The sequence below is a fragment of the Hydrogenophaga sp. ANAO-22 genome (assembly GCF_042466645.1).
Taxonomy (GTDB): domain Bacteria; phylum Pseudomonadota; class Gammaproteobacteria; order Burkholderiales; family Burkholderiaceae_C; genus Hydrogenophaga.
Genome location: NZ_CP159956.1, coordinates 3,165,969 through 3,189,582 on the forward strand (window position 1 = coordinate 3,165,969; position 23,614 = coordinate 3,189,582).

A 23,614-nucleotide genomic window follows, 5' to 3' on the forward strand; every position below is an offset into this window, starting at 1 on the left:
GGGCAACGCTTGCGTTGCCTTTTTTTATGTCCGCACGGAAATTGAGGTGCCGAATCCACAAAGGCGCTTGCTCGGCCGAACCTGATTGCAACAAAATGCAACATCCAGGATGCCAGCGATTTGCCGGCACCGACGGTGCGCTTGTCTCTGACCTTTGGGCAGTTCGCGGCGACCTTCAGGCGAACCCACCCGGAGAATGCGCGACGTGTCCACCCGCAAGACGAAACCCCTGCAAGGCCGAGGCCGGATCTGGCGATCCGACGCCTTCCTGGGCCTCGGCGTGGTGCTCGCCGTTTTCGCGCTGCACGCTTCGACCGACCTGTTTGACGGTCTGGAACGCCGCTTCTACGACGTCGCCAGCGCGGCCAGCAGCCGCCAGCCCAGTGAGCGCATCGCCATCATCGCGATCGACGACCAGAGCATCGCCAACATCGGGCGGTGGCCCTGGTCACGCGAGGTGCATGCGGAGCTGATCGACCAGCTCAGCGCGGCCAAGGCCAAGACCGTCGCCCACACCGCCTTCTTCTTCGAACCGCAGACCGACCGGGGCCTGGCCCAGCTGCGGGCCTTGCGCGGCCAACTCGACGGCACGGCACCCGGCGCCACAACGCTGCCCGATCTGGGCGCCGTGTCGCGCCAGCGCCTGCTGGGATTCATTGGCGAGGCCGAGCAACGGCTGGATACCGACGCCCGGCTGGTCGCCAGCATGGCGCGCGCGGGCAACGTGATCGTGCCTTCGGTGTTCACCCTGGGTGAACCGCTGGGCCGGCCCGACGCGCCTTTGCCCGCCTTCGCCCAGCGCAGCGCGCTGGCCGACGACAGCGCCTTCGGCCTGCCGGCGCAACGCACGCAACAGCCCCTGCCCGCCGTGGGGGAGGCCGCCCGGGCGGTGGGCCACCTCAACCAGATTCAGGATGCCGACGGCGCGGTGCGCCGGGAAGCGCTGCTGGTGGACTTCGATGGTTACGCGGTGCCGTCCATGGCGCTGAGCGTCGCGGCGCACAGCCTGAACCTGGGCATGGAGGACATCCGCCTGTGGCCGGGCGAGGGCGTGCAGCTGGGCCCGACCCGCCTGCCGACCGACGAAGCCGCGCGCCTGCTGCCGCAGTTCTACGCCGATCGCGACGGCAAGCCCGCCTTCTCGGTGGACTCCTTCTACGACGTGATCTCCGGGCGCATTCCCGCCAGCAAGTACGCCGACAAGGTGGTCATCATCGGCGCGACCGCCGCGGGCGTGGGCACGCTCTTCACCACCCCGGTGTCGCCGGCGATGTCCCCTGCCGCCATCCTCGCGCACATCACCTCCAGCCTTCTCAATGGGCATTTCATCGCCCAGCCGGCCTGGGGTGGTCTGGCGGTGTTGGGTGTGTTGCTGGTGGTCGTGGCGCATCTGGTGGCGTTGCTGCCGCGCCTGTCCGCCGCTGCGGGCGCCGCGGTGACAGCTGGGCTGTTCCTGCTCCTGCTGGGGGTCGAATATCAGCTTCTGGCGTCGGCTGCGGTCTGGCTGCAACTGGTGTTCCCGGTCGCGCTGCTGCTGATCGGGCACCTCGCGCTCACCACCCGGCGCTTCCTCGCAACGGAAGCGGGCAAGATCAAGGCGGACGAGGAGTCGGCCGAAACCAATCGCATGATGGGCCTGGCGCTGCAGGGCCAGGGCCAGCTCGACATGGCGTTCGACCGCCTGCGCCGCGTGCCCTTCAGTCCCGCGCTGATGGACAACCTCCGGCACCTCGCGCTGGACTTCGAGCGCAAGCGCCAGTTCAACAAGGCCGAAGCGGTGTACGAGCACATGACCCGGTTCGATCGCACCGACGCCGATGTGGTGGCACGCCTTCAGCGGACGAGGCATCTTTCGAACACGGTGGTGCTGGGGCCGGGCTCGTCGCATCCAGGCGGAACGCTGGTGCTCGGCGATGAGCATGTCGAGAAACCCATGCTGGGCCGATACCGGATCGAGAAGGAGCTGGGCAAGGGCGCCATGGGCGTGGTGTACCAGGGCCTGGATCCGAAGATCGGGCGCACCGTGGCCATCAAGACGCTGGCGCTGAGCGCCGAATTCGAAGGCGCGGAGTTGGCCGATGTGCGCGAACGCTTCTTCCGAGAAGCCGAAACGGCCGGGCGGCTGCAGCACCCGAACATCGTCACCATCTTCGACGCGGGCGAAGAGCATGACCTGGCCTACATCGCGATGGAGTTCCTGCAGGGGCGCGACCTCGCGGCGCACACCCGCGACGGACAGCTGTTGCCGGTCGCGGCCGTGCTGTCCATCGGCGAACGCGTGGCGCTGGCGCTGGACCATGCGCACCGCCAGCAGGTGGTGCACCGCGACATCAAGCCCGCCAACGTGATGTACGACTCCGCCACCGGTTCGGTGAAGGTCACCGACTTCGGCATCGCGCGCATCACAGGGTCCAGCAAGACCCGCACGGGCATGGTGCTGGGCACCCCGAGCTTCATGTCGCCCGAGCAGCTGGCCGGCCAGCGCGTGGACGGCCGCTCGGACCTCTATTCGCTGGGGGTCATGCTGTTCCAGTTGCTCACGGGCAGCTTGCCGCTGCGCGGCGATTCGATGGCCGCGCTCATGTACCAGATCGCCAACCAGCCCGCGCCCGATGTGCGTGAACGACGTCCTGAATTGCCGCCGGAACTGGCCGATATACTGAGCAAGACCCTGTCGAAATCACCTGCGGAAAGGTACCAGACAGGGCTCGAAATCGCCGCCGACCTCCGCAAGACCATCGCCGCCCTGTCGACGTCCCCCGACGTACACATGGCGCCTCAGACCGTGCCCGTTTCCCATGGGCGTGGCCATGAAAACGCGGTGCTTGCCACAGTTGTCACGCCGGTGCCGGTTTCGTCGCGCGAGCCCGAGACAGTCAGCTTCGATATCCGCTTATAAATCCAACAATATGATTTTTGAGTATTTTTGTCTGACAGATCCGGGTCTGGTCAGGGACAACAACGAGGACTCCGTGGCCCTCGATCCCGACAACCAGATCGTGGTGCTGGCCGATGGCATGGGCGGGTACAACGCGGGTGAAGTCGCGAGCGCGATGGCGACCACCTTCATCCGGACCGAGCTCGGGCGATGGATGTCCGAGGGGGGCATGAGGCCAGCGCGCGCGAACTCAAGCGCGCCATGGAAATCTGCATCGACAACGCCAACCGGTCCATCTTCAACGCCGCGAATTCCAACGCGCAATACGCCGGCATGGGCACCACCCTGGTCATGGGCGTGTTCCATGGCGCGCGCGCCATGATCGGCCATGTGGGCGACTCGCGCTGCTACCGCCTGCGCGCCGGCAGCTTCGTGCAGATCACGCGGGACCACTCCTTGCTGCAGGAGCAGATCGACGCCGGGCTCATTTCGCTGGAGCAGGCCCAGTACGCCACCCACAAGAACCTGGTCACCCGCGCCCTGGGGGTGGAAGACACGGTGTTGCTCGAAGTCAACGAGTACCGGGTCGAGGACGAAGACCTCTATCTGTTCTGTTCCGACGGGCTCAGCGACATGATGAGCGACGAGCGCATTGCCGCCATTCTGGTGACCGCGGGCACGCTGGAGGAAAAGGCGCAGGCCCTGGTGGACGGGGCCAATGACTGCGGTGGACGCGACAATATTTCGGTGATACTGGCGTATGCTCGATCGAAGCCGATCCGCAAAGGCCTGCTCTCGCGGATGCTCGGCAAGTAGTCGCCAGCGCCATTTCAGAATTCAATCAATAGGTTCCAGAGGAGTCGGCCATGCCGAAAATGATCGTTTCCATCGACGGTGTCGTCATCAAGGAAGTGCAACTCACGAAAGACCGCACCACGCTGGGCCGGCGTCCTTACAACGACATCGTGATCGACAACCTCGCGGTCAGCGGTGAGCATGCCGTGATGCAGATGTCGGGCATGGACGTGTTTCTGGAAGACCTCAACAGCACCAACGGCACCTACGTCAACGGCAAGGCGATCAAGAAGCAGCAGCTGCAGAACGGCGACGCCGTCGAAATCGGCAAGTACAAGATCAAGTTCGTGCACGAAGGCGCGAGCGAAACCTACGAAAAGACCACCGTCATCAACGCCGGCTCCGTGGTGGAGGCCGGCGACTCCCAGGGCGCACCGCTGGGCAATGCCGCGATCAAGGTCATGTCAGGCACCGCGGCCGGCCGCGAAGTGCCTCTGGTCAAGGTGGTGACCACCATTGGCAAACCCGGTGTGGCGGTGGCGGCCATCACGCGCCGGCCCCATGGTTATGTGGTGGCCCTGGTCGAAGGCACGCAGAAACCCACCATCAACGGCAGCCCCATCGGGACCGACGCCGTGAACCTGCACCATGGCGACCTGCTGGAACTGGCCGGCACGCAGATGCAGTTCGTCCAGCACTGAGGCGGACCCGAGCCATGCCCGTGGACCGGGCATGGCGGCCATCGGCAGAAATGCCAAAAAAGTCCTTTCCGGCGCCTGGTCAAACGGGTAGCCTTCGGCAGTCGGTTGCCGGCCCGGCTTGTTCGGGTTGAGGCAACCAGTTTCCCCATCCAATGTGCCGGCGGTCCCGGCCATGCCACTGCCAAAGCTGCCAAATGAGGGTCCGCGTACTGGGGTGCTCTGGCGCCATCGCCCATGGTTGCCGCACCACGTCCTTTCTGCTCGACGACAACGTCCTGATCGACGCCGGCACCGGCGTGGGCGATCTGACCCTGGATGAGATGGCGCGGGTGGACCACGTCCTGCTCACCCATTCGCACCTGGATCACGTGGCCGCGCTGCCCCTCATGCTGGATGCCGTGGCCGCCCGGCGCCTGGCCAGTGGCGCTGCGCCGCTGCAGGTGCACGCGCTGCCCGGTACCATCGCCGCGCTCAAGGTGCACATCTTCAACAACCTGATCTGGCCCGACTTCTCCGCCATTCCCAGTGTGGACACGCCGCTCATGCGCTTCGTGTCCATTGCGGTCGGCGAGGTGCTCCATGTCGGCGGCAAGTCGGTCGAGGTCTTGCCGGCGGTGCACACCGTGCCGGCGGTCGGCTTTGCCGCCGCCAGCGCCTCGGGTCACTGGGTCTTCAGTGGCGACACCGGGCGCAACCCGGCGTTCTGGCAGCGCGTCAACCAGCTGCCGGTGGCCCTGCTGGTGATCGAAACCGCCTTCAGCGACCGGGAGCACGCCCTCGCGCAGCGCAGCCTGCACCTGGCCCCCAGCCTGCTGGCGCAGGAACTGGAGCAGATCGATGGCCGCCAGCGCTACCCGATCTACATCACCCACACCAAGCCGGCAGAAACCGGCCTGATCATGGAAGAGATCCGCCGCTTCGACGAAGCGCCCAACCACACGGGCGATGCGCGCCACGACATCCGCTGGCTCAGCGCGGGGCAGACCTTCGAACTGTGACAAAAAGCCGTTGCCTGAGGGCGAGGTGACAAAAATTGTCGGTCTCATGCCGATGCAGGGGTCACCAAATGTCACTGATGCAGGGTAAAGCGCTAAAAAGACCTCAAAAAGCGCGGCATTTCGGGCTGGCACGGTGTCTGCTGATTGGGATGCGTCTTTACCCCAACCCTGCCCCAAGGAGTTCTCCATGAAATTGAAACGCGCCGTCCAAAAAGGCTTCACCCTGATCGAATTGATGATCGTGGTGGCCATCATCGGTATTCTGGCTGCCGTCGCGCTGCCCGCTTATCAAGATTACACGGTGCGCGCCCGCGTGTCGGAAGTCGTGCTGGCCGCATCGTCGTGCCGCACTTCCATCACCGAGACGGTTCAAGCCGCTGCACCTGGCACCGACATCAGCTCGGCCATCTCCGGTTCCTGCGCAATCGTGCCGACACGCATGGTGCAATCCGGTTTTGCCGATGCAGACGGCGTGATCACGATCATCGGCAACGCCACGAACATCGGTGGTGGCATCGGCACCAACAACCAAATCCAGCTGGCGCCGTTTGTGTCTGACACCGTGGCTTTGGATGGCGCTACGCATGCGGGTGCGGTCATCACCCGCTGGGTTTGCGGCCCCACGACCACCAATGGCATGAATCCTCGCTTCCTGCCCGGCTCCTGCCGCGGCTAAGCCAAGCGCATTTTCAGCATGAAGGGCCGCTTTGCGGCCCTTTTTCTTGACCTTCTGTTGTGCCATGCCACTTCACTACACGCGCTTCCAGCTGATCGAGAACACGCTCGCGGTGCTCGTGCTGTCGCTGATCTGGACGGTGCCCAACCACCAATTGCCCTGGAACGCCTTTCATCATGAAGTCGCGATGGCGGTTGTGCTGGGCTTGATGGCCATCGTGGTGGCTTGGCAGACCCGCTGGCGCGTGCCCCTGTCGGCGTTCGTTGGCGTGCTGGGGCTGCTGATCCTGGTGCCTTGGGGGCAGTGGCTCGGCGGTCTGATGCCCAAAGCTGGCACGGCGGCGGTGTCATCGGCTTACGTGGCCGCCGTCCTGGTGGCCTTTCTGCTCGGTCATGCTGCGCGGTCGAACCAGCACCACCGGCTGCTGGACATTGTTTTCGCGGCCCTGGCCCTGGGCGCAGCGTTGAACGTGCCGGTGCAATGGATCCAGTGGTTGCAGTGGTACTCCAGCGATTTCGACTCCCTGGTGCTGCTGTTGGTCACCCCTATCAACGATCGTCAGCGTCCCTCGGGCATGATCCTGCAGCCCAACCAGCTGGCGACCATCCAGGTCTGGGGTCTGATCGGCCTCACGTGGTTCCGGCACCGTCGCATGCTGTCACAGGGCATGTTCGTTCTGCTGTTCGCATGGATCGGCATCGGCATCGGGTTGACCCAGTCGCGAGCGGGCTTGCTGGAGATGGCTGTGGTGGCCGGACTGCTGGCCCTGGTGTTGAAGGGTGAAGGGAGGCGGGCCATTGGCACGGTCTGGTTTTCGGGCTTGGCGCTGTTGATTCTGTGGCTGTTGAACTTCAAGGAGGTGGCCAGCTGGCTGGGCCTGGGGGCACTGCAGAACGCCGAAACGCGTCTCACGGCCATCGATGGTGCCCGCATCGACGCCTGGCGGGCCTTTGGCGCGGCCCTGCTCGAGCGCCCGTGGTTCGGCTACGGTTTGACCGATGGCGGGTTTGCCTACGTGGCCGTGGCGCATCTTCAACCCGAGCTGTACATCGGCCAGCGTTTCGCTCATGCGCACAACGCCGTCCTCGACGTGTTGCTGTGGTTCGGAATCCCCCTCGGGCTGATGCTGCTGGGCGCCTTGGGCCTTTGGCTGAGCAAGCGGCTGCTGGAGCTGCCGAAACGGCCCGACAACGTTTTTGCACTGGCCGTGCTGGCGGCGCTGGGTGTGCACGCCATGCTTGAACTGCCACACCAGTTTCTCTATTTCATGGTGCCTGCCGCCTTGTTCGCCGGTTGGTTGATGCCAGTGGATGCCACGTCGAAGGGGCCTTCGCTGCCCCGATGGTCGTGGGGCATGGTCGGACTGCTGACCTTGGGCGTGGCAGGCTGGATGTCGGCCGACTATTTCCCGTATCAGGAGCGCTACACCGAGTGGCGCTTTGAAAACAATGGCGTGGGCAAACGGCCAGACATCGAAGTGCATGAGCCGCGCGTGCTCAACCAGATTCACGATGAACTGGTGCTGTACCGCCTGCCGCTGCGGCCGGGGATGAGCGAGCAAGAACTCCTCTGGATCTCGGACACGGCGCGCAGCGTGAACTCCCCGCCGGCCTACTACGCGGCGGCCAAGGCGCATGCACTCGCCGGTCAGGTCGAAGCGGCTCATGTCTGGATGATGCGATTCAATGCCATCGTGGGCGCCGACCTCGTCTCCAGGGCGCGAGGCATCTGGGCGCGCGATCAGGCGGCGTATCCATCGCTCGCCTCGTTGAACTGGCCGGACTATGCCGGACGCAGCACCTCCTTCCAGCTGGCGCCGGAAACCGTGGATCGCTCCGAGCCCCTGCCCCTTGCGCCGTTCGACAATCCGCAGGTTTCCTTGCCAACCCCGTGAGTCTCTCCGTCATGCACGCAGCTCTTCGATACCGATTCAAGTGGGCCATCGGACATTTCCTGGTCAGTGCCCTGATCCTGCTCGTGGTGGGCGGGTTGATCTTCTTCGTCTGGTACCCCCACCCTTACCGGGTGCTGGCGGGCGGCTTGAACCTGTTCCTGCTCGTGGCGGCCGTGGACGTCGTGCTGGGTCCCGTGTGCACCTTCGCGGTCGCGGCCGCGAAGAAGCCGCTCAAAGAGCTGCGCATGGACGTGGCCCTGATTGCGCTCGTGCAGGTCGGCGCTTTGTCGTATGGCGCCTGGACCGTGTTCCAGGCCCGGCCGGTGTACCTGGCCTTCGAGATCGATCGCCTGAGAGTGATTCACGCGATCGATGTCGACCCAGGCTTGCTGGCTCAGAGCGCGCCCGAATTCCGCTCGCTGCCGGTCCGTGGCCCCGAGCTGGTGGCGGTGCGCCCGTTTGCCTCGGCAACCGAAAGGATGGAGGTGACGATGGCGGCCTTGCAAGGCGTGGACATCGGTGCGCGTGCCGATCTCTGGGTTGGGTATGACACGCAGACGCAAGCCATTCAGTCGGCCGCCCAGCCGCTCAGCGCGTTGCTTGCCGCCAAACCCGAGGCCGCGTCGGTGGTTCAAGCCGGCCTGGCGTCGGCGGGGTTGACGTTGGACGGTGTGCGCTACTTGCCGGTGGCCAGCCGACATGCGTTCTGGACCGCCATCCTCTCGCCGCTGGATGCACGGCCCGTGCTCTTTCTGCCTGTGGACCCCTATTGAGAGTGGGAGGTCAAGCGGCCGCCGTAAAACTCCCGCTCTTCCCTCCTCGTTTCTCCACCAGCCGAACCCCGCCCATCACCATCCCCCGATCCACCGCCTTGCACATGTCGTAGATGGTGAGCAGCGCCACCGACACCGCAGACAGGGCTTCCATTTCCACCCCGGTCTGACCGGTGCATTCGGCGGTTGCAATACAGCGCACGCTGTGGGACTCGGGTTCGATGTCGAATTCCACCGCCACGCGGGTCAGCGCGATCGGATGGCACAGCGGGATGAGGTCGCTGGTCTTCTTGGCGGCCTGGATGCCGGCGATGCGCGCGATGCCGAGCACGTCCCCCTTTTTCGCGGTGCCCGCCTGGATCAACGCCAGCGTGGCCGGCAACATGGTGATGCGGCCTTCCGCGACGGCCACCCGGTGGGTGCTGGCTTTGGCCGCCACGTCGACCATGTGGGCCTGGCCCTGGGCGTCGAAGTGGGTCAGGGGAGAGGAAGCTTTTGTATCGGTCATGGGGGCTTGTTTCGCGGGCTTTACAGAACCGTCGGGCGTTGGCGGCATCATACGGGGATGCGTTTTTTACCGAAGTCGCTGCTTTCCCCTGTTCGACGCACCGCCCTGGGCCTGGGCGTGCTGGCCATGGCGTCGATGCTGCTGCCCACACCGGCCTCGATCGCCCAGCCGGTCCGTGACGGCACGTCCACTTCCTCGCTGCCCAGCCTGGGCGACGGCGATGGCATGTCCATCGCGGCCGAGCGGCGCCTGGGGGACCGCATCGCGCGCGACATCTACCGCGATCCGGACTACCTGGACGATCCCGTGCTGGGCGACTACCTGCAGGCCTTGTGGCAGCCCCTGCTGGGCGCGGCGCGCGATCGCGGTGACGTGCCGCCCGAACTGGCCGAGCGCCTGGCCTGGGAGCTGGTGGTTTCGCGCGACAAGCGCGTCAATGCCTTCGCCCTGCCAGGGGGGTACCTCGGCGTGAACCTGGGCCTGATCGCGATCACCGACAAGCCCGAGGAACTGGCTTCGGTGATGGCGCACGAGCTCAGCCACGTGTCGCAGCGCCACATCGCCCGCATGATGACGCGCGAGGAGCGCATGGCGCCGTGGATGATGGGGGCGATGATCCTGGGCGCGCTGGCGGCCGGGTCCAACCCGCAGGTGGCCAGCGCCGCGATCGCGGGCAGCACGGCCGTCGCGGCACAGACGCAGCTGAACTTCTCGCGCGACATGGAGCGCGAGGCCGACCGCGTGGGTTTTGGCGTCCTCACGGGAGCCGGTTTTGACGGCCTGGGCTTCGTGAGCATGTTCGACAAGATGCAGCAGTCCTCGCGCTACGACGACGGCTCGTTCCCCTACCTGCGCAGCCACCCGTTGACGGGGGAGCGCATTGCCGACATGCGGTCCCGGGTGCCCTCCGGGCCGGCCGCAGCGGCAGGCGGCCAAGTGGGCCCGATCAAGGCCACCACGCCGGATGCCAGCGGCGCCACCGCACCGACCGCTCCCCTGGGCCTGCGTCTGGACCTGCCAGGCGCGCGGGGCACGTCCAGCGCCTCCGTGGGCTTGCCCATGCCCTCGCGCAGCGTGCACGTGCTGGTGTCGGCGCGCGCCAGGGTGCTGGCGGAAAACGGTCCTGATCGGCAGCGCGCCTGGCTCGCCAACGGCCGATCGGCCAATGCCTCGCCCGGCGACCGCTACGCGGCCGCGCTCTCGGCATTGCGCCTGGGGCAGCGCGATCTGGCCCTGGAGCTGGCGCAGCAGTTGCGCGCAGCGGTGGCGCCCGAGGCTCGCCCCACGGTGGATGCGCTGCTGCTCGACATCTTGCTGTCGCCCGTCGCGGGCGGTGTGCCTTCCCTGCCTCCCGCGCAGGCGGCCCTGCTGGCGGAACTGCGCGACCAGGCCCTGGCGGGAACCTCCCGCGCCAGTGCCCTGCTCGGTGCGCAGGCCGCGCTGGCCACCGGTCAGCCGCAGCGCGCGGTCAGCCGCTTGCAGGCCTGGGTGGCGCTGCAGCCGCGCGACGCGGTGGCCTGGCAAACGCTGTCACGGGGTTATGCCGTGCAAGGGCAGACCTTGCGCGCCATCCGTGCCGAGGCGGAGGCGCGTGCCGCCCACCTGGACTTCGGTGGTGCGGTGGACCGCTTCAAGGCGGCCCAGGCGCTGCCCGCCGCGCAACGCGCGGACGGCATGGAACTGGCCATCGTGGACAGCCGCCGCCGTGAAGTCGAGGCGCAGTTGCGCGAGTCCGTGCGCGAAGAGAAGTAGGCCCGGCGACGGGCCGACCGATCGGCTCAGCGCGAGCCGATGGAGCGCATGGCGGAACTCACCACCAGCATCAACACCGAGTAGATCAACGAGCCCAGCAGCGCGGCCAGGAAACCGTTGACGCGGAAGCCATCGAGCACACCCGACGCCGCCCAGAACATCAGGGCGTTGATGACGAACAGGAAGAGACCCAGCGTGACGATGGTGACGGGCAAGGTCAGGATCACCAGGATGGGCCGCAGCACGGCGTTGAACAGGCCGATGACCGCCGCGGCGATCAGGGCGGAAGTGAAGCTCTGCACCTGCACACCGGGGTAGATGTAGGCCACCACCAGCAGGGCGCAGGCCGCGAGCAGCCAGGTCAGGATGAGTTTCATGCGGACCAGCATAGCACTGGTCGCTCGTTGAAAAAAAAAGGGCGGCGCCCTTTCGGACGCCGCCCTGGTGTGTCAGGACCTCGAAAGGCCGGCTCAGCCTTCGTGCACCACCGGCGGACGGCGGGAGGAGATCCACTTGCCCAGTGCGAGCACCAACAGCGCACCGACGACGTGGGCCGACCAGTACAGCGTGTCGGAGATGACCGCCATGCCCTTCTCATCCACCGTGCCGAGCTTGGGCATGAAGGTCCACTTGTCGGGGGTGACGAAGGCCGGGTCGGTGACCAGCATGCCCCCGGCGATCCAGCCCAGCAGCATGCCGCCCAGGGTGATGATGATAGGGAAACGGGCCATCAGCTTGATGACCATGGTGCTGCCCCAGACGATGATGGGAATGGAGATCAGCAAGCCCAGCACCACCAGCAGGAACGAGTGCTCGCCCGCGTTCTGTGCGGCGCCGGCGATGGCGATCACGTTGTCCACGCTCATCACCAGATCGGCCACGATGATGGTCTTGATGGCGGCGAACAGCTTGTCGCTGCCCTGGATGTCGCCATGCGCCTCGTCATCGGGGGCCAGCAGCTTCACACCGATCCACACCAGCAGCAGCGCGCCGACGAGCTTGATGAACGGCACGGTCAGCAGCGTCATCGCGAAGGCGATCAGGATGACCCGCAGCACGATGGCGCCGAACGTGCCCCAGATGATGCCCTTGGTGCGCTGTGCGGGCGGCAGCTTGCGGCAGGCCAGCGCGATCACGACCGCGTTGTCGCCACCCAGCAGGATGTCGATGATGATGATCTGTCCCAGGGCGACCCAGAACGCGGGCGATGTCAGGAAATCCATAAATTCCTCGTTGTCGTTTGTCCAAATGGGTGGGGGCGCGAGCCGATCTCGTCGCCATCCGCCCGGCCTTCTCTTCTCATGTATCGACCACCATGGTCGATCGGAAGGCGCTGTGTCATCCGCCCGCAATGGCGCAACTGCGCTGGCGAAGGGGATGGACATGCCTTGATCGGCCCATGGGGCCTATCAAAGGTCTTGCTCAGCCCGGCAAGGTGATTGCCGGGCCCGGGTTGCCGGAAGCGGTGGCTTCGTATTGACGACAACCCGAATGTCCAGCGGCAAGCGCTGGAGCGGAGAGCTACTCCCCTTCGAGACCCGCGATTGTAGCGGGCCGCTACCGCGTGCGGTGCCTGGGACGGGTACGCAGTTACCACAAGGCCAGGGTTGGTTCCGGTTGCCGGTGCGTTCATCGAAGGGCCAGACTGGCTATGATCCACACCCCATGGCCGGCATCCACATCACCGACATCGAAGCCGCGATCAACTACTGGCGTGAGCGCTCACCCTCGCCAGACGGTGTTTCCCTGTGCAAGGAGCTTCGCGCTTTGGCCGAGGTGTATGCGCTGATGATCTGGTTCCACGAGACCGAGGCCGACGAGGCCACGTTGCCCGCCCGCGCCCGCGAGGCCTGGCTGGCCTGGTACGAAACCACGCCCGACACGCCGTGCATCGCCATCTGCTCGACCAGCCAGGGTGACGAGGTCTGCAAGGGCTGTGGCCGGCGCTTCGACGAAGTGCAGCGCTGGACCGAGATGACCCCCGGTGAGAAACGCGCCAGCTGGCGGCGCATCACCATCGAAGGCGACGCCTGGCGCTTCAACCGCTACGCCGAGCGCGCGCTGGAAGAGCCCGGTTCCGGGCGGTAGTCAGACGCGCCGTGCCAGCTCGGTGGCCTTGCCGACGTAGCTGCCCGGGGTCATGGCCAGCAGGCGGTCTTTTTCGGGCTGGGGAATGTCCAGGCTGCGGATGAGTTCGTGCAGCGCCTCGGCGGTCACGGTCTTGCCGCGCGTGACTTCCTTGAGTTTTTCGTAGGCGCCCGAGACGCCGTAGCGGCGCATCACGGTCTGGATCGGCTCGGCCAGCACTTCCCAGGACGCATCGAGGTCGGCGGCGATGGCTTCCTCGTTGAGTTCGAGCTTGCCCAGCCCCACACCCATCGAGTGGTAGGCCAGCACCGCGTAGCCCAGGGCCACGCCCATGTTGCGCAGCACGGTGGAGTCGGTCAGGTCGCGCTGCCAGCGGCTGATGGGCAGCTTCTCGGAGAGGTGGCGCAGCAGCGCGTTGGCCAGGCCCAGGTTGCCTTCGGCGTTCTCGAAGTCGATCGGGTTGACCTTGTGCGGCATGGTGGACGAGCCGATCTCGCCCGCCTTCAGGCGTTGTTTGAAATAGCCCAGGCTCACATAGCCCCAGATGTCGCGCGAGAGGTCGATCAGGATGGTGTTGGTGCGCGCGACCGCGTCGAACAGCTCGGCCATGTAGTCGTGCGGCTCGATCTGGATGCTGTAGGGCTGGAAGGTCAGGCCCAGACCGAGTGGCTCGGGCTGCTCGATCACGTTGCGGCTGAACGCCTCCCAGTCGAACTCGGGCCAGGCGCTCAGGTGGGCGTTGTAGTTGCCCACGGCGCCGTTCATCTTGCCCAGCAGCTTGACGCCGGCGATGCGGTCGCGCGCGGCGCTCAGGCGCACCACCACGTTGGCGATTTCCTTGCCCACGGTGGTGGGGCTGGCGGTCTGGCCGTGCGTGCGGCTGAGCATGGGCACGGCCGCGTAGGCGTGGGCCATATCGCGCAGCTTGTCGATCACCGCGTCCAGCGCGGGCAGCAGCACGACGTCGCGCCCGCCCTTGAGCTGCAGGGCGTGGCTGGTGTTGTTGATGTCTTCGCTGGTGCAGGCGAAGTGCACGAACTCGGCGGCCTTCTCCAGCTCAGGACGCGCTTCGAAGCGCGATTTGATCCAGTACTCGACCGCCTTCACGTCGTGGTTGGTGACCTTCTCGATGTCCTTGATGGCCTGGCCATCGGCTTCGCTGAAGTTCTTCACCAGGCCCAGCAGGTAGGTGCGCGCGCCGGGCGAGAGCGGCTTGAACTCAGCCAGGCCGGCGTCGGAGAGCGCAATGAACCAGGCGATCTCGACCTGCACACGGCGGTGCATGTAGCCCTGCTCGCTCATGAAGGGGCGCAGGCTGGCCAGGCGGCCGGCGTAACGGCCGTCGAGCGGCGACAGGGCGGAAATGGCGCTGGGGGCGCCGGGGATGGTGTGGGTGGGCGTGGCGGGAGAAGAGGTGGTCGGGCGCATCCCACGATTGTAGGAGGCCCGTCCGGCGGCGGGCCCACCGCCGGGCGCCGTGTCCGCCGTCCGAGGGGGAGCCCCTGGCGCTGGCTAGAATCGTGTTCCCCAGTCCAACGACCATTCCATTCCCCATGAAACTCATCGGCGCCATCACCAGCCCCTACGTGCGAAAAGTGCGCGTTGTCATGGCCGAGAAAAAACTGGACTACCAGTTCATCCTGGAAGACGTGTGGTCCGCCGACACCACCATCATGACCTCCAACCCGCTGGGCAAGGTGCCCTGCCTGGTGATGGAAGGCGGCGAGGCGGTGTTCGACTCGCGCGTGATCGTGGAGTACCTCGACACCCTTTCACCGGTGGGCAAGTTGATCCCCACGCAAGGCCGAGAACGCGCCGAGGTCAAGACCTGGGAAGCCCTGGCCGATGGCCTGCTGGACGCCGCCGTGCTGGCCCGGCTCGAAGCCACCTGGCCCGGCCGTGGCGAGGGCGAGCGCAGCGAGGCGTGGATCGAGCGCCAGCGCGCCAAGATCGACGCCAGCCTGAAGTCCATGAGCCAGGGCCTGGGCGAGAAGGCGTTCTGCTCGGGCATCCACTTCAGCCTGTCCGACGTGGCCGTGGGCTGCGCGCTGGGTTATCTGGACTTCCGCTTCGCCAGCATCGACTGGCGCTCGCAGTACCCCAACCTGGCCCGCCTGGCCGAGAAGCTCAACCTGCGCCAGAGCTTCGTCGACACGAGGCCGGCCTAACCCCCCGCGCCGCGCCTGCGGCGCGTCACCCCCCAGGGGGCGATGCCTGCGGCCTGGCAAAGCCAGTTCCGCGGCATCCTGGCCGAAAGCCGCTCACTCCTGCGCTTTCTTCTTCAACCAGCGCATCAGCCCGCCCAGCACAGGCAGTTTTTCGTACAGCTCTTCCGCCGCGTCCCAATAGTCGCGGTGGTCGCTGACGCGGCCGTCGGGCGCGAGCCGCAGGTGCGAGCCGCCGCGCACCACCTGCTCGGTCACGGTGTCAAAGCGCTGAAAACGAAAGCGGAACTCCCACACCAGAAAACATTGCGCGCTGTCCACCAGCCGGCCCGTGACGATGAAGTGCGGCGCCGTGAGGCTGTCGAACATGTGTTCGAACACGCGTGTGATGGCCGGGATGCCCTGCACCTCGTTGAACGGGTCCTTGAAGCGCGCGTCCGGCGTGTAGAACTCGCCAAGCCGGGCGAGCGAGCCGGGGGAGAGCGACTCGAACCAGTCGCAGAGGTGGTCGATGGCGGCGCGGTGGTCGGTGAACATGAACGCGTTATAGCCCGGTGACGCGGCGCACCGCCGGAAAGTACGCGCGGTAGGGCAGCAGGCGCAACAGCTTCATCCAGCGCGTGAAGCGCTTGGGGTAGTGGATGTCGAACGCGCCCTGGCCCCAGCCGGCCAGCATGGCCTGGGCCGCCTGTGCTGGTGTGATCAGCGCGGGCATGGTGAAGCCGTTGCGGGCCGTCAGGGGCGTGCTCACGAAGCCGGGATGCACCACGCTCACGCCCAGGCCCAGGGGCTGCAGGTCCAGGTACAGCGTCTCGGCGAGGTGGGTGAGCGCGGCCTTGGTCGGACCGTAGGCCAGGCTCTTGGGCAGGCCGCGAAAACCCGCCACGCTGCTGATCAGGCTGATGTGCCCATGGCCCCGCGCCGCCATCGCGGGCACGGCGGCGTCGAGCACGTGCAGCGCGCCGAGGTAGTTGATGTCGACGTGGCGCCGAAGGTCGGCCAGGTCCATGTCGGTGGCGCGCATCTCGCGGTAGTGGCCGGCGCAGTACAGCACCAGGTCCAGCGGGCCTTGCGCGAGGATCTGGTAGGTGGTGCGCATGACCGCGGTGGCATCGGTCACGTCCAGCGGCCAGGCCTGCGCGGCCGGGTGCGCGGCCACGAAAGCGTTCAGCGCGGGCGCATTGCGAGCCGACAGCAGCACCTGCGCCCCGCGCGCGTGCAGGGCCGAGGCGGTGGCTTCGCCAATGCCGCTGGAAGCGCCGATCAGCCACACGCGCAGGCCGCGCCAGTCGGTGATGCGGGGGTTCATGGGACCGAACAGCGAGAAGCCGCGCGCACCGCTCGCCGCCCGAGGGGGCGGCATGGGCGCATCGACGAAGGTCCTGGGGATGCTCATGGCCGGCGCTTCACGAACGACAGCGTGACCTCGCCCAGGCGGATGCCGAACTTGCTCATCGTGGCCTTGTTGAGCATCACGCGGTCGTCCATCAGGTACATCCAGTCGTCGAACTGCACTTCGTAGGTCTTGCCGTCCACCGGTTGCCGCAGCGTGTAGCCCCATCGGAAGGCGTTGCCCTGCTGCTCACCGAGCGCGGTGCCCACCACGTCGTCGGCGGTGCCGCTGAAGCGACCGTTGCCCAGGTGCTTCATGCGCCACACGCGCTTCTGTGTCGTGCCGTCCGAGTAGGTGAAGGCCTCGTCGAGCACGCCGTCGTCCCCGTTCCATTGGCAGCGCATGACCACGGTGAAGCGCTTGATCACCTCGCCCGAGCGGTCGGTGAAGACACCGTAGGCGTCGAGCGTGCCGTTGAAATAGCTGCGCAGGTCGAGCACCGGTTTTTCGCCCGCGTACTGCGCGATCTGCGGGCCTGCGCAGCCCGAGAGTGCGGCGGCGCCCGCGATGCCGGCGGCGAGCAAATGGCGTCGTTGCATGGCGGTCTTTCAGTTCGTGGACAGGGAGGGGCGCGGTGGCGCGGGCTTTTGCCCGGGCCGGATGACGAGCGCGTACAGCGCGCCCCCGGCCAGCAGCTTGAGCGCGCAAGGCAGCAGGCAGTAGGCGATGGTCAGGGTCTGCAGCGCGGCGGGGTCGCGCGTTCCCGGGGTGTAGCCGAACCAGGCCAGCAGCGGCAGGGCGAGACCCGCGGCCAACGCGAGGTTGAGCTTGGTGGCGAAGTTCCACCAGCCGAAGTACGCGCCCTCGCGTTGGCCGCGTTCACCCAGCCGGCCGATCAGGCCGGCGAGCATCGCGCCGGGCAGGGCGAGGTCGGTGCCCAGCGCCACGCCCGAGAGGGCGCACACGATCAGGAAGGGCAGCACGTCGCCCGCGCCGAGCAGGGCCGCCGAGACGAACACCGCCACCGCCACGCCCATGCCCGCGAGCCAGGTGCGCGCCAGACCGAGGCGGGCGACCAGCCGCACCCAGAGCGGCATGGACAGCGCGGCGCACAGGAAGTAGGTGGCGAGGAAGGCCGGCTCCACCGCCGCCGGTGCCTGCAGCCGGTCCTGCACGAAGAACAGCACCAGCGTGGCCGGCACGGCGCTGGCGGTGCCGTTGATCACGAACACCGCGAGCAGGCGCCGGAACGCGGGTTGCCTCAGCGGGGAGGGGCCACCCGCCGCGGTGGCCATGGACCGGTCGAGCGGGCGCGTGGAGCGGCTCCAGGCCCACCAGCCCAGCGCCAGCAGCACGGCGAAGGCCGAGGCCGTGGCGCCCAGCCCCAGCGTGGCGGGCAGCACGGCGGCGATCAGCACCCCCAGCAAGGCCAGGCCTTCGCGCCAGGCCACCACGCGGCTGCGCTGGGCCTCGTCGCCGCCCAGGCGCGCGCCCCAGGCCTGGTGCGTCACCGAGATCATGCTGTAGGCGATGTAGGTGAGGGCCATCAGCCCGCCCGCCCAGCCGAGCAGGATCGCGCTGCCCGCGTCGCGCACGGCGGCCGGCGGAAACAGCAGGCCCCACAGCCCGCCCGCGAGCACCAGCGCGGCCCCGGCCGCCGCGCCCAGCACGGCCGCGATCGAGCGCGCGAAGAGGCGGTCGCACCAGCGCCCGATCCAGGGATCGAGCACGGCATCGATCAGCCGCGCGGCCAGCAGCACCGCCCCCAGGGCCGCCAACGGCGCGCCGAACGCGCGCGCGTAGTGGTTGGGCAGGATCACGTACAGCGGCAACGCGACGAAAGCCAGCGGCAGGCCCAACAGGCCGTAGCGCAGCCCATGGCGCCAGGCGCCTGGCCCGATGAAGCGGGCGGCGGGTTCGCTCATGGCGCGCGCGGCGGACCGCCGAGGGACTGGATCAGGGCCTCGCGCAGGCGCGGCTGCGAGGTCCTGGGCGAGAGCCAGATGCCGAAGAAGAGGCGTGAGAAGGCGTCGTCGGCGATCTCGCCGAGCCACTGGCCGTTGACGTAGAAGCGCGCGCCGCTGCCCGGCACGTGCACGCCGGTGAGGCGGTCGCCGCGCCGCACCTCGGGGAACAGGGCGCTCATCGCGGCTTGCCAGCGCTGGGCCTGCGCGGGGTCCAGCCGGGCCAGGCCTTTCATTTCCTCGATGGAGCGCTCGGCGATGTCGGCGCCCTTGAAGCCGCGCAGGTAGCTCAGTTCCAGGCCGAAGCGCTGGTCTTCGAAGCGCTGAATATCAAAGCCTGGCGCGACATACAGGCGCGCGTCGTAGACGTCGAACCCCCAGTACCGTAGGCGGGCGCTGCCGCTGAGCGTCTGGTCTTGCAGCGCCGCGCTCAGCATGGGGGCTGGCGCGGGCTGCGCGCTTGCGGGTCCCCCCACCAGCAGCGCGAGGGCCACGGACAGGTGAAGAGGGCGGGTGGGCATGGCGCGGGCCTCAGGCCGGCTTGCGCAGCGTGTACTGCACGACGTCCACGCTCTGCTGCTCGAACGCCGCCTCGCAATAAGCGAGGTAGAACTCCCAGATGCGCAGGAAGCGCTGGTCGAAGCCCAGTTGCAGCACGCGCTCCTGTTCGCGCAGGAAGTCCTCGCGCCAGATCGACAGCGTGCGCGCGTAGTCCTGGCCGAAGGCGAACTCGTCGACCACCTCCAGCCCCGCCTGCGCGGCCTGCGCGCGCAGCTCGCGCGGACAGGGAAGGCAACCGCCCGGGAAGATGTATTGCTGGATGAAGTCCGTGCCCTTGATGTAGCGGTCGAAATGCGCGTCGGCGATCACGATGCTCTGGATGCAGGCCCGGCCGCCGGGTTTGAGCAGGCGGGCCACGGTCTGGAAGTAGGTCGGCCAGTACGAGCGCCCCACCGCCTCGACCATCTCGATCGAGCAGACGGCGTCGAACGGCGCGTCGGGGATGTCGCGGTAGTCCTGCAGCCGCAGGTCGGCGCGGTCCTGGCGGCCGATGGCCTGCAGGCGCTGTTTCGCGAAGGCCAGCTGTTCGGTCGACAGCGTCACACCGACCACCGAGGCATCGAACTCGGTGGTGGCCTTCTCGGCCAGGGCGCCCCAGCCACAGCCGATCTCCAGCACGCGGTCGCCCGGGCGCACACCGGCCAGGCGCAGCGCGCGGCGCACCTTGGCGTGCTGCGCCATCACCATCGGCTGGTCCGGCGTCTCGAACCAGGCCGACGAGTAGTTCATGGTCTCGTCCAGCCACAGGCGGTAGAACGCATTGCCCAGGTCGTAGTGCGCGTGGATGTTCTTGCGGCTGTTGGCCTTGGAGTTGCGGTTGAGCAGGTGCCGCACGCGGTAGGCCAGGCGGCCCAGCCAGGAGCCATAGACCATGTCCTCCACCTCGCGGCGGTTGGCCACCAGCAGCGAGAGCAGCGAGGTGAGGTGCGGCGTGCTCCAGTCGCCGGCGATGTAGGTTTCGGCGAAACCGATGTCGCCCGATTTCAGCGTGGCGCCGCACACGTTCCAGTTGTGCAGCCTCATGCTCGCGTGCGGTCCGTCGGACTGCCCGAAGCGCTGCACCGAGCCGTCGGGCAGCTGCAGCGTGAGGCTGCCGTGCACCAGGCGCTGCAGCAGCTGCAGGACGGTGCGCGCGGCGGCCGGCGTGTTGCGCGGCAGTTCGAAGCCCATGGGGCGGCGGGAGGCGGTGGTGCTGTTCATGGTTGGCGCGGCTCGGCGGTCACGGTGGGCGCCGAGGGCACGGCGGCGGTCACGAAGTCGCCCGGCGCGGGCGGCTGGCGGAAGAATGGGGCCTTCTGCCACCACAGGCGCAAGGCCTGCCAGTGGATGCGGGCGATCACGCCCAGGGTCATGGCGGGGTGGGACCACAGCGCGCGGCGCAGCGTGCGGGCATCGAGCGGCAGCAGTTCGCCGCTCACGCTGGTGTTGAGCAGGGCCGCCTCACCCGCGCCATCGAAGTAGTCGATGCGCGCCACGGTGCGGGCGGTGGGGCCTTGCGTGCGCATGAAGACGAAGCGGTAGCGCCCGCGCACCGGGCAGAACGGCGAGACGTGGAACACCTTGGCGGCTTCGCAGGGTTGGCCATAGCGGGGCGCGTCGAGCAAATAGCAATGGCGTTCGCCAAAGGTGTTGTTCACCTCGGCGAGCACCGCGCGCAGCGAGCCATCGGGGCGGTGGCAGTACCAGAAACTCACCGGCTTGAAGCTGTAGCCCAGCATGCGTGGGTAGGTGTGCAGCCAGACCTCGCCCTGCGCGTCGTGGATGCCGTGCTGGTGCAGCACCTCGTCCAGCCAGCCCAGGCTGTCGGCGCGGCCATCGCCGTGGTCGGTGTCGTGAAAGCTCAGCGCGGCACTTCGATTGCGCGCCAGCGCGCCGGGTCCGTGCGCGCGCAGGCTGCGCATGGGCAGCATCAGAAAGCAGGTGGCGTAGGCGAACGCGTGGTGCCGGGGCCGGTGGCGCGTGTGGCGCACCTGGCCGAAGCCCAGCTGCGCCACGGCCGCGTTCATGCGAACACCCCGGGAAGCGCGGCGCGGCGCAGCTCGCGCTCGTTGGCCAGCGGCACCAGGCGGTGCGCATCGATCAGGCCGCGCGCGGCCTGCAGGCCCGACTTGAGCCCGTCCTCGTGAAAGCCATAGCCGGTCCAGGCACCGGCGAACCAGATGTGGCGATGGCCTTGCAAGGCCGGCACGCCGGCCTGGGCGCGGATGGCACCGAGGTCGAACACCGGGTGCTCGTAGGCGTACTCGCCCAGCACTTGCGTGGGGTTGATCTCGCGCTGCGGATTGAGCGAGACCACCACCGGTTGCGGCACCGGCAGCGGCTGCAGGCGGTTGATCAGGTAATGCAGGCAGACGTTGGCCGATTCCTGATCGGCGCTGGACGCGCGCTCGTAGTTCCAGGCCGCCCAGGCACGCGGGTTCTCCGGCAGCACCGAGGCATCGGTGTGCAGCACGGCGCGGTTGGGCTGGTAGCGGATGGCGCCGAGCAACTCGCGTTCGGCCACCGAGGCCTGGTCGCCGAGCAGGCGCAGCGCCTGGTCGCTGTGGCAGGCCATCACGATGGCGTCGAAGCGGTCCACATGGCCGGGTGAGACCACGCGCACGCCCTCATCGTCGCGCAGCACCTGCTGCACCGGCGTGAGGAGGCGCAGGTCGCCCACCCCCCGCAGGATCTTGCTCACGTACTGGCGGGCGCCCCTCGCGACCGTGTGCCATTGCGGCCGGTTCCTGACCTGGATCAGGCCGTGGTTGTGGCAGAAGCGCACCATGGTGGCGACCGGGAAGGCCAGCATCTGGTCGGTCGGGCAGCTCCAGATGCAGCCCATCATGGGCAGGAAGTACCAGTCGCGGAATTCGGCCGAGAAGCGCTGTTCGCGCAGGAAATCGCCCAGTGGTTGCAGCAGGGGGCTGTCGGGCCGCAGGTCGTCGCCACGTTCGGCCAGGCGGGTGGTGACGCGGTTGAAGCGCGCGATGTCGGCCAGCATGCGCAGAAAGCGTGGGTTGGCCAGATTGCGGCGCTGCGCGAACACGGAGGACAGGTCGCTGCCGCTCCATTCGAGCGCGTCGCCGCCGGGCCCGGCACCCGGCACCTGGACCGAGAACGACATGTCGGCGCGGGCGGTCGGCACCTCCAGCGCGGCGAGCAGGGCCAGCAGATTGGGGTACGTGCGCTCGTTGAGCACCAGAAAGCCGGTGTCGACGCCAAAGGTGGTGGGCACGCCATAGGCATCGGGCAGGGTCACGTCCACCGTGTGGGCGTGGCCGCCGAAATGGTCGCCCGCCTCGTACAGCGTGACGTCGGCCAGGCCCTGCAAGGTGTGGGCGGCGGCCAGGCCGGCAATGCCCGAGCCGACGATGGCCACGCGCGAAGGCCGGGAGACGGCGGCGCGCGCAGGAGAGACGGAGGTGGGGAAGAGGCCCGGCTGCATGGACGGACCTCAGGGCCGGTGGGCCGCGCACCGGCGGGTGCGGCGGCCACGGAGGCCAATACAAAAGACTGCGAAGCGCCCCCAGACGAACAAGGGAGGGAGGGAGGAGGAGGAGAAGCGCCTCGGGATTGCAGCCGGATCACGCAGACCCGGAAGGCTTCGCAGTACAAAACGGAAATCGGCGGCCGGCACGCTGTCCGGCCTGCTGTTTACGACGCCCGGTGCGCGAGAAAAGTTCCATGCCCCGGTCGTCGGGCGCGCAGAGCGGGAATGGCTGGGCAGGGGCATGTTGGCAACTCGCGTTGAAATACTTATTGGTTTTCATTGTGACTCATCAGTCACAATTTAGTCGATAGAAACTTTTCGATGTCCTTGACGAATGCGGGGTTTTTGGGATCGACCCCGCTGGCGTAGCTGCGCACGGTCTGGCCGTCGCGCGCGATCAGGTATTTGTGGAAGTTCCAGCGCGGGTGGTCGCCCGTCTTTTCAGCCAGTTGGCGGTACAGCGGGTTGGTGTCGCGCCCGACCACGCTGGTCTTGCTGAACATCGGGAATTTCACGCCGAAGGTGTTCTCGCAGAAGTCGGCGATGGCCTGGTTGCTGCCCGGCTCCTGGCTGCCGAAGTCGTTGGCCGGGAAGCCCAGCACCACCAGGCCCTGGGACTGGTAGCGCGCGTAGAGCGCCTCCAGGCCTTCGTATTGCTTGGTGAAACCGCAGAAGCTCGCGGTGTTCACCACCAGCACCACCTTGCCGCTGTATTGGCACAGCGACTGGGGCTTTTCATCCTGCAGGCGGTCGAAGCGGTGCTGCAGCAGCGCGGGGCAGCTGGCGCTCGTGGGCGCGGGCGTGGTCTGGGCCGCGGCGGGCGGCACCGTGGCGAATACCAGCGCGACGGACAGGGCCAGGCCCAGGGTTTCAAGGTGCTTCATGCGGCAACTCCAGGGGGTCAAAAAAATTCATTCCAACATGGGCCTGTCGCAAACTCAAGCAAGTCTGATCTCCACTACGCAGGTGGCGGCTGGGTGGATTCAAACCGGTGCCATCGGAACTTTCCGAGGGGGCAAGTCCCGAACGATGGGGTGGTTTGTCATTGCCGTGAAA

Annotated in this window: 22 protein-coding genes and 1 pseudogene; 10 read left to right on the forward strand and 13 right to left on the reverse strand. The window is 67.3% G+C overall.

Going from position 1 to position 23,614, the window contains the following annotated elements:
• The first annotated feature begins 205 nt into the window (after positions 1-205).
• From ABSY19_RS15280 to tfpZ, 7 genes and pseudogenes are all read left to right on the forward strand, one after another.
• A complete protein-coding gene (locus tag ABSY19_RS15280; protein WP_382152922.1) occupies positions 206-2,899 on the forward strand; it encodes a CHASE2 domain-containing serine/threonine-protein kinase in 2,694 nt (897 codons plus the stop codon).
• A 10-nt stretch (positions 2,900-2,909) separates the two neighbouring features.
• Positions 2,910-3,694, forward strand: a pseudogene (locus ABSY19_RS15285) (Stp1/IreP family PP2C-type Ser/Thr phosphatase).
• A 50-nt stretch (positions 3,695-3,744) separates the two neighbouring features.
• On the forward strand, positions 3,745-4,374 hold the full coding sequence (locus ABSY19_RS15290; protein WP_382152925.1) for an FHA domain-containing protein: 630 nt from the start codon (positions 3,745-3,747) through the stop codon (positions 4,372-4,374).
• Positions 4,375-4,568: 194 nt separating this feature from the next.
• Positions 4,569-5,372, forward strand: coding sequence for a 3',5'-cyclic-nucleotide phosphodiesterase (locus ABSY19_RS15295; RefSeq protein WP_382152928.1), 804 nt, complete (start codon positions 4,569-4,571; stop codon positions 5,370-5,372).
• 187 nt (positions 5,373-5,559) lie between these two features.
• Positions 5,560-6,048, forward strand: coding sequence for a prepilin-type N-terminal cleavage/methylation domain-containing protein (locus tag ABSY19_RS15300; protein WP_382152931.1), 489 nt, complete (start codon positions 5,560-5,562; stop codon positions 6,046-6,048).
• A 64-nt stretch (positions 6,049-6,112) separates the two neighbouring features.
• Positions 6,113-7,942: a Wzy polymerase domain-containing protein gene (locus ABSY19_RS15305; protein ID WP_382152934.1), complete on the forward strand. Its 1,830-nt coding sequence runs from the start codon at positions 6,113-6,115 to the stop codon at positions 7,940-7,942.
• Positions 7,939-8,715 (forward strand): TfpX/TfpZ family type IV pilin accessory protein, encoded by a 777-nt coding sequence (tfpZ, locus tag ABSY19_RS15310; RefSeq protein WP_382152937.1) that lies wholly within the window; start codon positions 7,939-7,941, stop codon positions 8,713-8,715. The genes ABSY19_RS15305 and tfpZ overlap by 4 nt, the downstream gene beginning before the upstream one ends.
• A 10-nt stretch (positions 8,716-8,725) precedes the next feature.
• Here tfpZ and moaC read toward each other — a convergent pair whose 3' ends face one another.
• On the reverse strand, positions 8,726-9,223 hold the full coding sequence (gene moaC, locus ABSY19_RS15315; RefSeq protein ID WP_382152940.1) for a cyclic pyranopterin monophosphate synthase MoaC: 498 nt from the start codon (positions 9,221-9,223) through the stop codon (positions 8,726-8,728).
• A 57-nt stretch (positions 9,224-9,280) separates the two neighbouring features.
• On the opposite strand from moaC, the gene ABSY19_RS15320 reads away from it, so the two are divergent.
• The gene (locus tag ABSY19_RS15320) at positions 9,281-10,975 is read left to right on the forward strand and encodes a M48 family metalloprotease (protein WP_382152943.1); all 1,695 of its coding nucleotides are present in this window, start codon (positions 9,281-9,283) and stop codon (positions 10,973-10,975) included.
• A 26-nt stretch (positions 10,976-11,001) separates the two neighbouring features.
• On the opposite strand, the gene ABSY19_RS15325 is transcribed toward ABSY19_RS15320, so the two are convergent.
• Both ABSY19_RS15325 and ABSY19_RS15330 read right to left on the reverse strand, forming a co-directional pair.
• Positions 11,002-11,352: a phage holin family protein gene (locus ABSY19_RS15325; protein ID WP_382152946.1), complete on the reverse strand. Its 351-nt coding sequence runs from the start codon at positions 11,350-11,352 to the stop codon at positions 11,002-11,004.
• A gap of 93 nt (positions 11,353-11,445) precedes the next feature.
• Complete coding sequence (locus ABSY19_RS15330; RefSeq protein ID WP_382152949.1) at positions 11,446-12,198, reverse strand: TerC family protein; 753 nt, start codon at positions 12,196-12,198, stop codon at positions 11,446-11,448.
• Positions 12,199-12,640: 442 nt separating this feature from the next.
• Between ABSY19_RS15330 and ABSY19_RS15335 the strand changes: the two genes are divergently transcribed.
• On the forward strand, positions 12,641-13,063 hold the full coding sequence (locus ABSY19_RS15335; protein WP_291111565.1) for a DUF3717 domain-containing protein: 423 nt from the start codon (positions 12,641-12,643) through the stop codon (positions 13,061-13,063).
• Here the strand turns inward: ABSY19_RS15335 and purB are convergent, their stop codons facing one another.
• Entirely contained in the window at positions 13,064-14,491 is a 1,428-nt protein-coding gene (gene purB / locus ABSY19_RS15340; RefSeq protein WP_382152952.1) for an adenylosuccinate lyase, read from the reverse strand.
• A gap of 125 nt (positions 14,492-14,616) precedes the next feature.
• Here purB and ABSY19_RS15345 point away from each other — a divergent pair, with 125 nt between their 5' ends.
• Entirely contained in the window at positions 14,617-15,231 is a 615-nt protein-coding gene (locus ABSY19_RS15345; RefSeq protein WP_382152955.1) for a glutathione S-transferase N-terminal domain-containing protein, read from the forward strand.
• A gap of 93 nt (positions 15,232-15,324) precedes the next feature.
• On the opposite strand, the gene ABSY19_RS15350 is transcribed toward ABSY19_RS15345, so the two are convergent.
• From ABSY19_RS15350 to ABSY19_RS15390, 9 genes are all read right to left on the reverse strand, one after another.
• Positions 15,325-15,765: a nuclear transport factor 2 family protein gene (locus ABSY19_RS15350; RefSeq protein WP_382152958.1), complete on the reverse strand. Its 441-nt coding sequence runs from the start codon at positions 15,763-15,765 to the stop codon at positions 15,325-15,327.
• Between the two features lie 7 nt (positions 15,766-15,772).
• Positions 15,773-16,537, reverse strand: coding sequence for an SDR family NAD(P)-dependent oxidoreductase (locus ABSY19_RS15355; protein ID WP_382163825.1), 765 nt, complete (start codon positions 16,535-16,537; stop codon positions 15,773-15,775).
• Between the two features lie 83 nt (positions 16,538-16,620).
• Positions 16,621-17,160 (reverse strand): DUF3833 domain-containing protein, encoded by a 540-nt coding sequence (locus ABSY19_RS15360; RefSeq protein WP_382152960.1) that lies wholly within the window; start codon positions 17,158-17,160, stop codon positions 16,621-16,623.
• Positions 17,161-17,169: 9 nt separating this feature from the next.
• Positions 17,170-18,486 carry an MFS transporter gene (locus tag ABSY19_RS15365; protein WP_382152963.1) on the reverse strand — a complete coding sequence of 439 codons (1,317 nt, stop codon included), beginning with the start codon at positions 18,484-18,486 and terminating at the stop codon, positions 17,170-17,172.
• Positions 18,483-19,046 (reverse strand): chalcone isomerase family protein, encoded by a 564-nt coding sequence (locus ABSY19_RS15370; RefSeq protein WP_382152966.1) that lies wholly within the window; start codon positions 19,044-19,046, stop codon positions 18,483-18,485. The genes ABSY19_RS15365 and ABSY19_RS15370 overlap by 4 nt, the downstream gene beginning before the upstream one ends.
• Before the next feature lie 10 nt (positions 19,047-19,056).
• Complete coding sequence (locus tag ABSY19_RS15375) at positions 19,057-20,286, reverse strand: class I SAM-dependent methyltransferase (protein WP_382152969.1); 1,230 nt, start codon at positions 20,284-20,286, stop codon at positions 19,057-19,059.
• Positions 20,283-21,092: a DUF1365 domain-containing protein gene (locus ABSY19_RS15380; RefSeq protein ID WP_382152972.1), complete on the reverse strand. Its 810-nt coding sequence runs from the start codon at positions 21,090-21,092 to the stop codon at positions 20,283-20,285. Before ABSY19_RS15380 ends, ABSY19_RS15375 begins: the two co-directional genes overlap by 4 nt.
• Positions 21,089-22,513: an NAD(P)/FAD-dependent oxidoreductase gene (locus ABSY19_RS15385; RefSeq protein WP_382152974.1), complete on the reverse strand. Its 1,425-nt coding sequence runs from the start codon at positions 22,511-22,513 to the stop codon at positions 21,089-21,091. The genes ABSY19_RS15380 and ABSY19_RS15385 overlap by 4 nt, the downstream gene beginning before the upstream one ends.
• A gap of 338 nt (positions 22,514-22,851) precedes the next feature.
• Complete coding sequence (locus tag ABSY19_RS15390; protein ID WP_382152977.1) at positions 22,852-23,442, reverse strand: glutathione peroxidase; 591 nt, start codon at positions 23,440-23,442, stop codon at positions 22,852-22,854.
• Between the last annotated feature and the right edge of the window lie 172 nt (positions 23,443-23,614).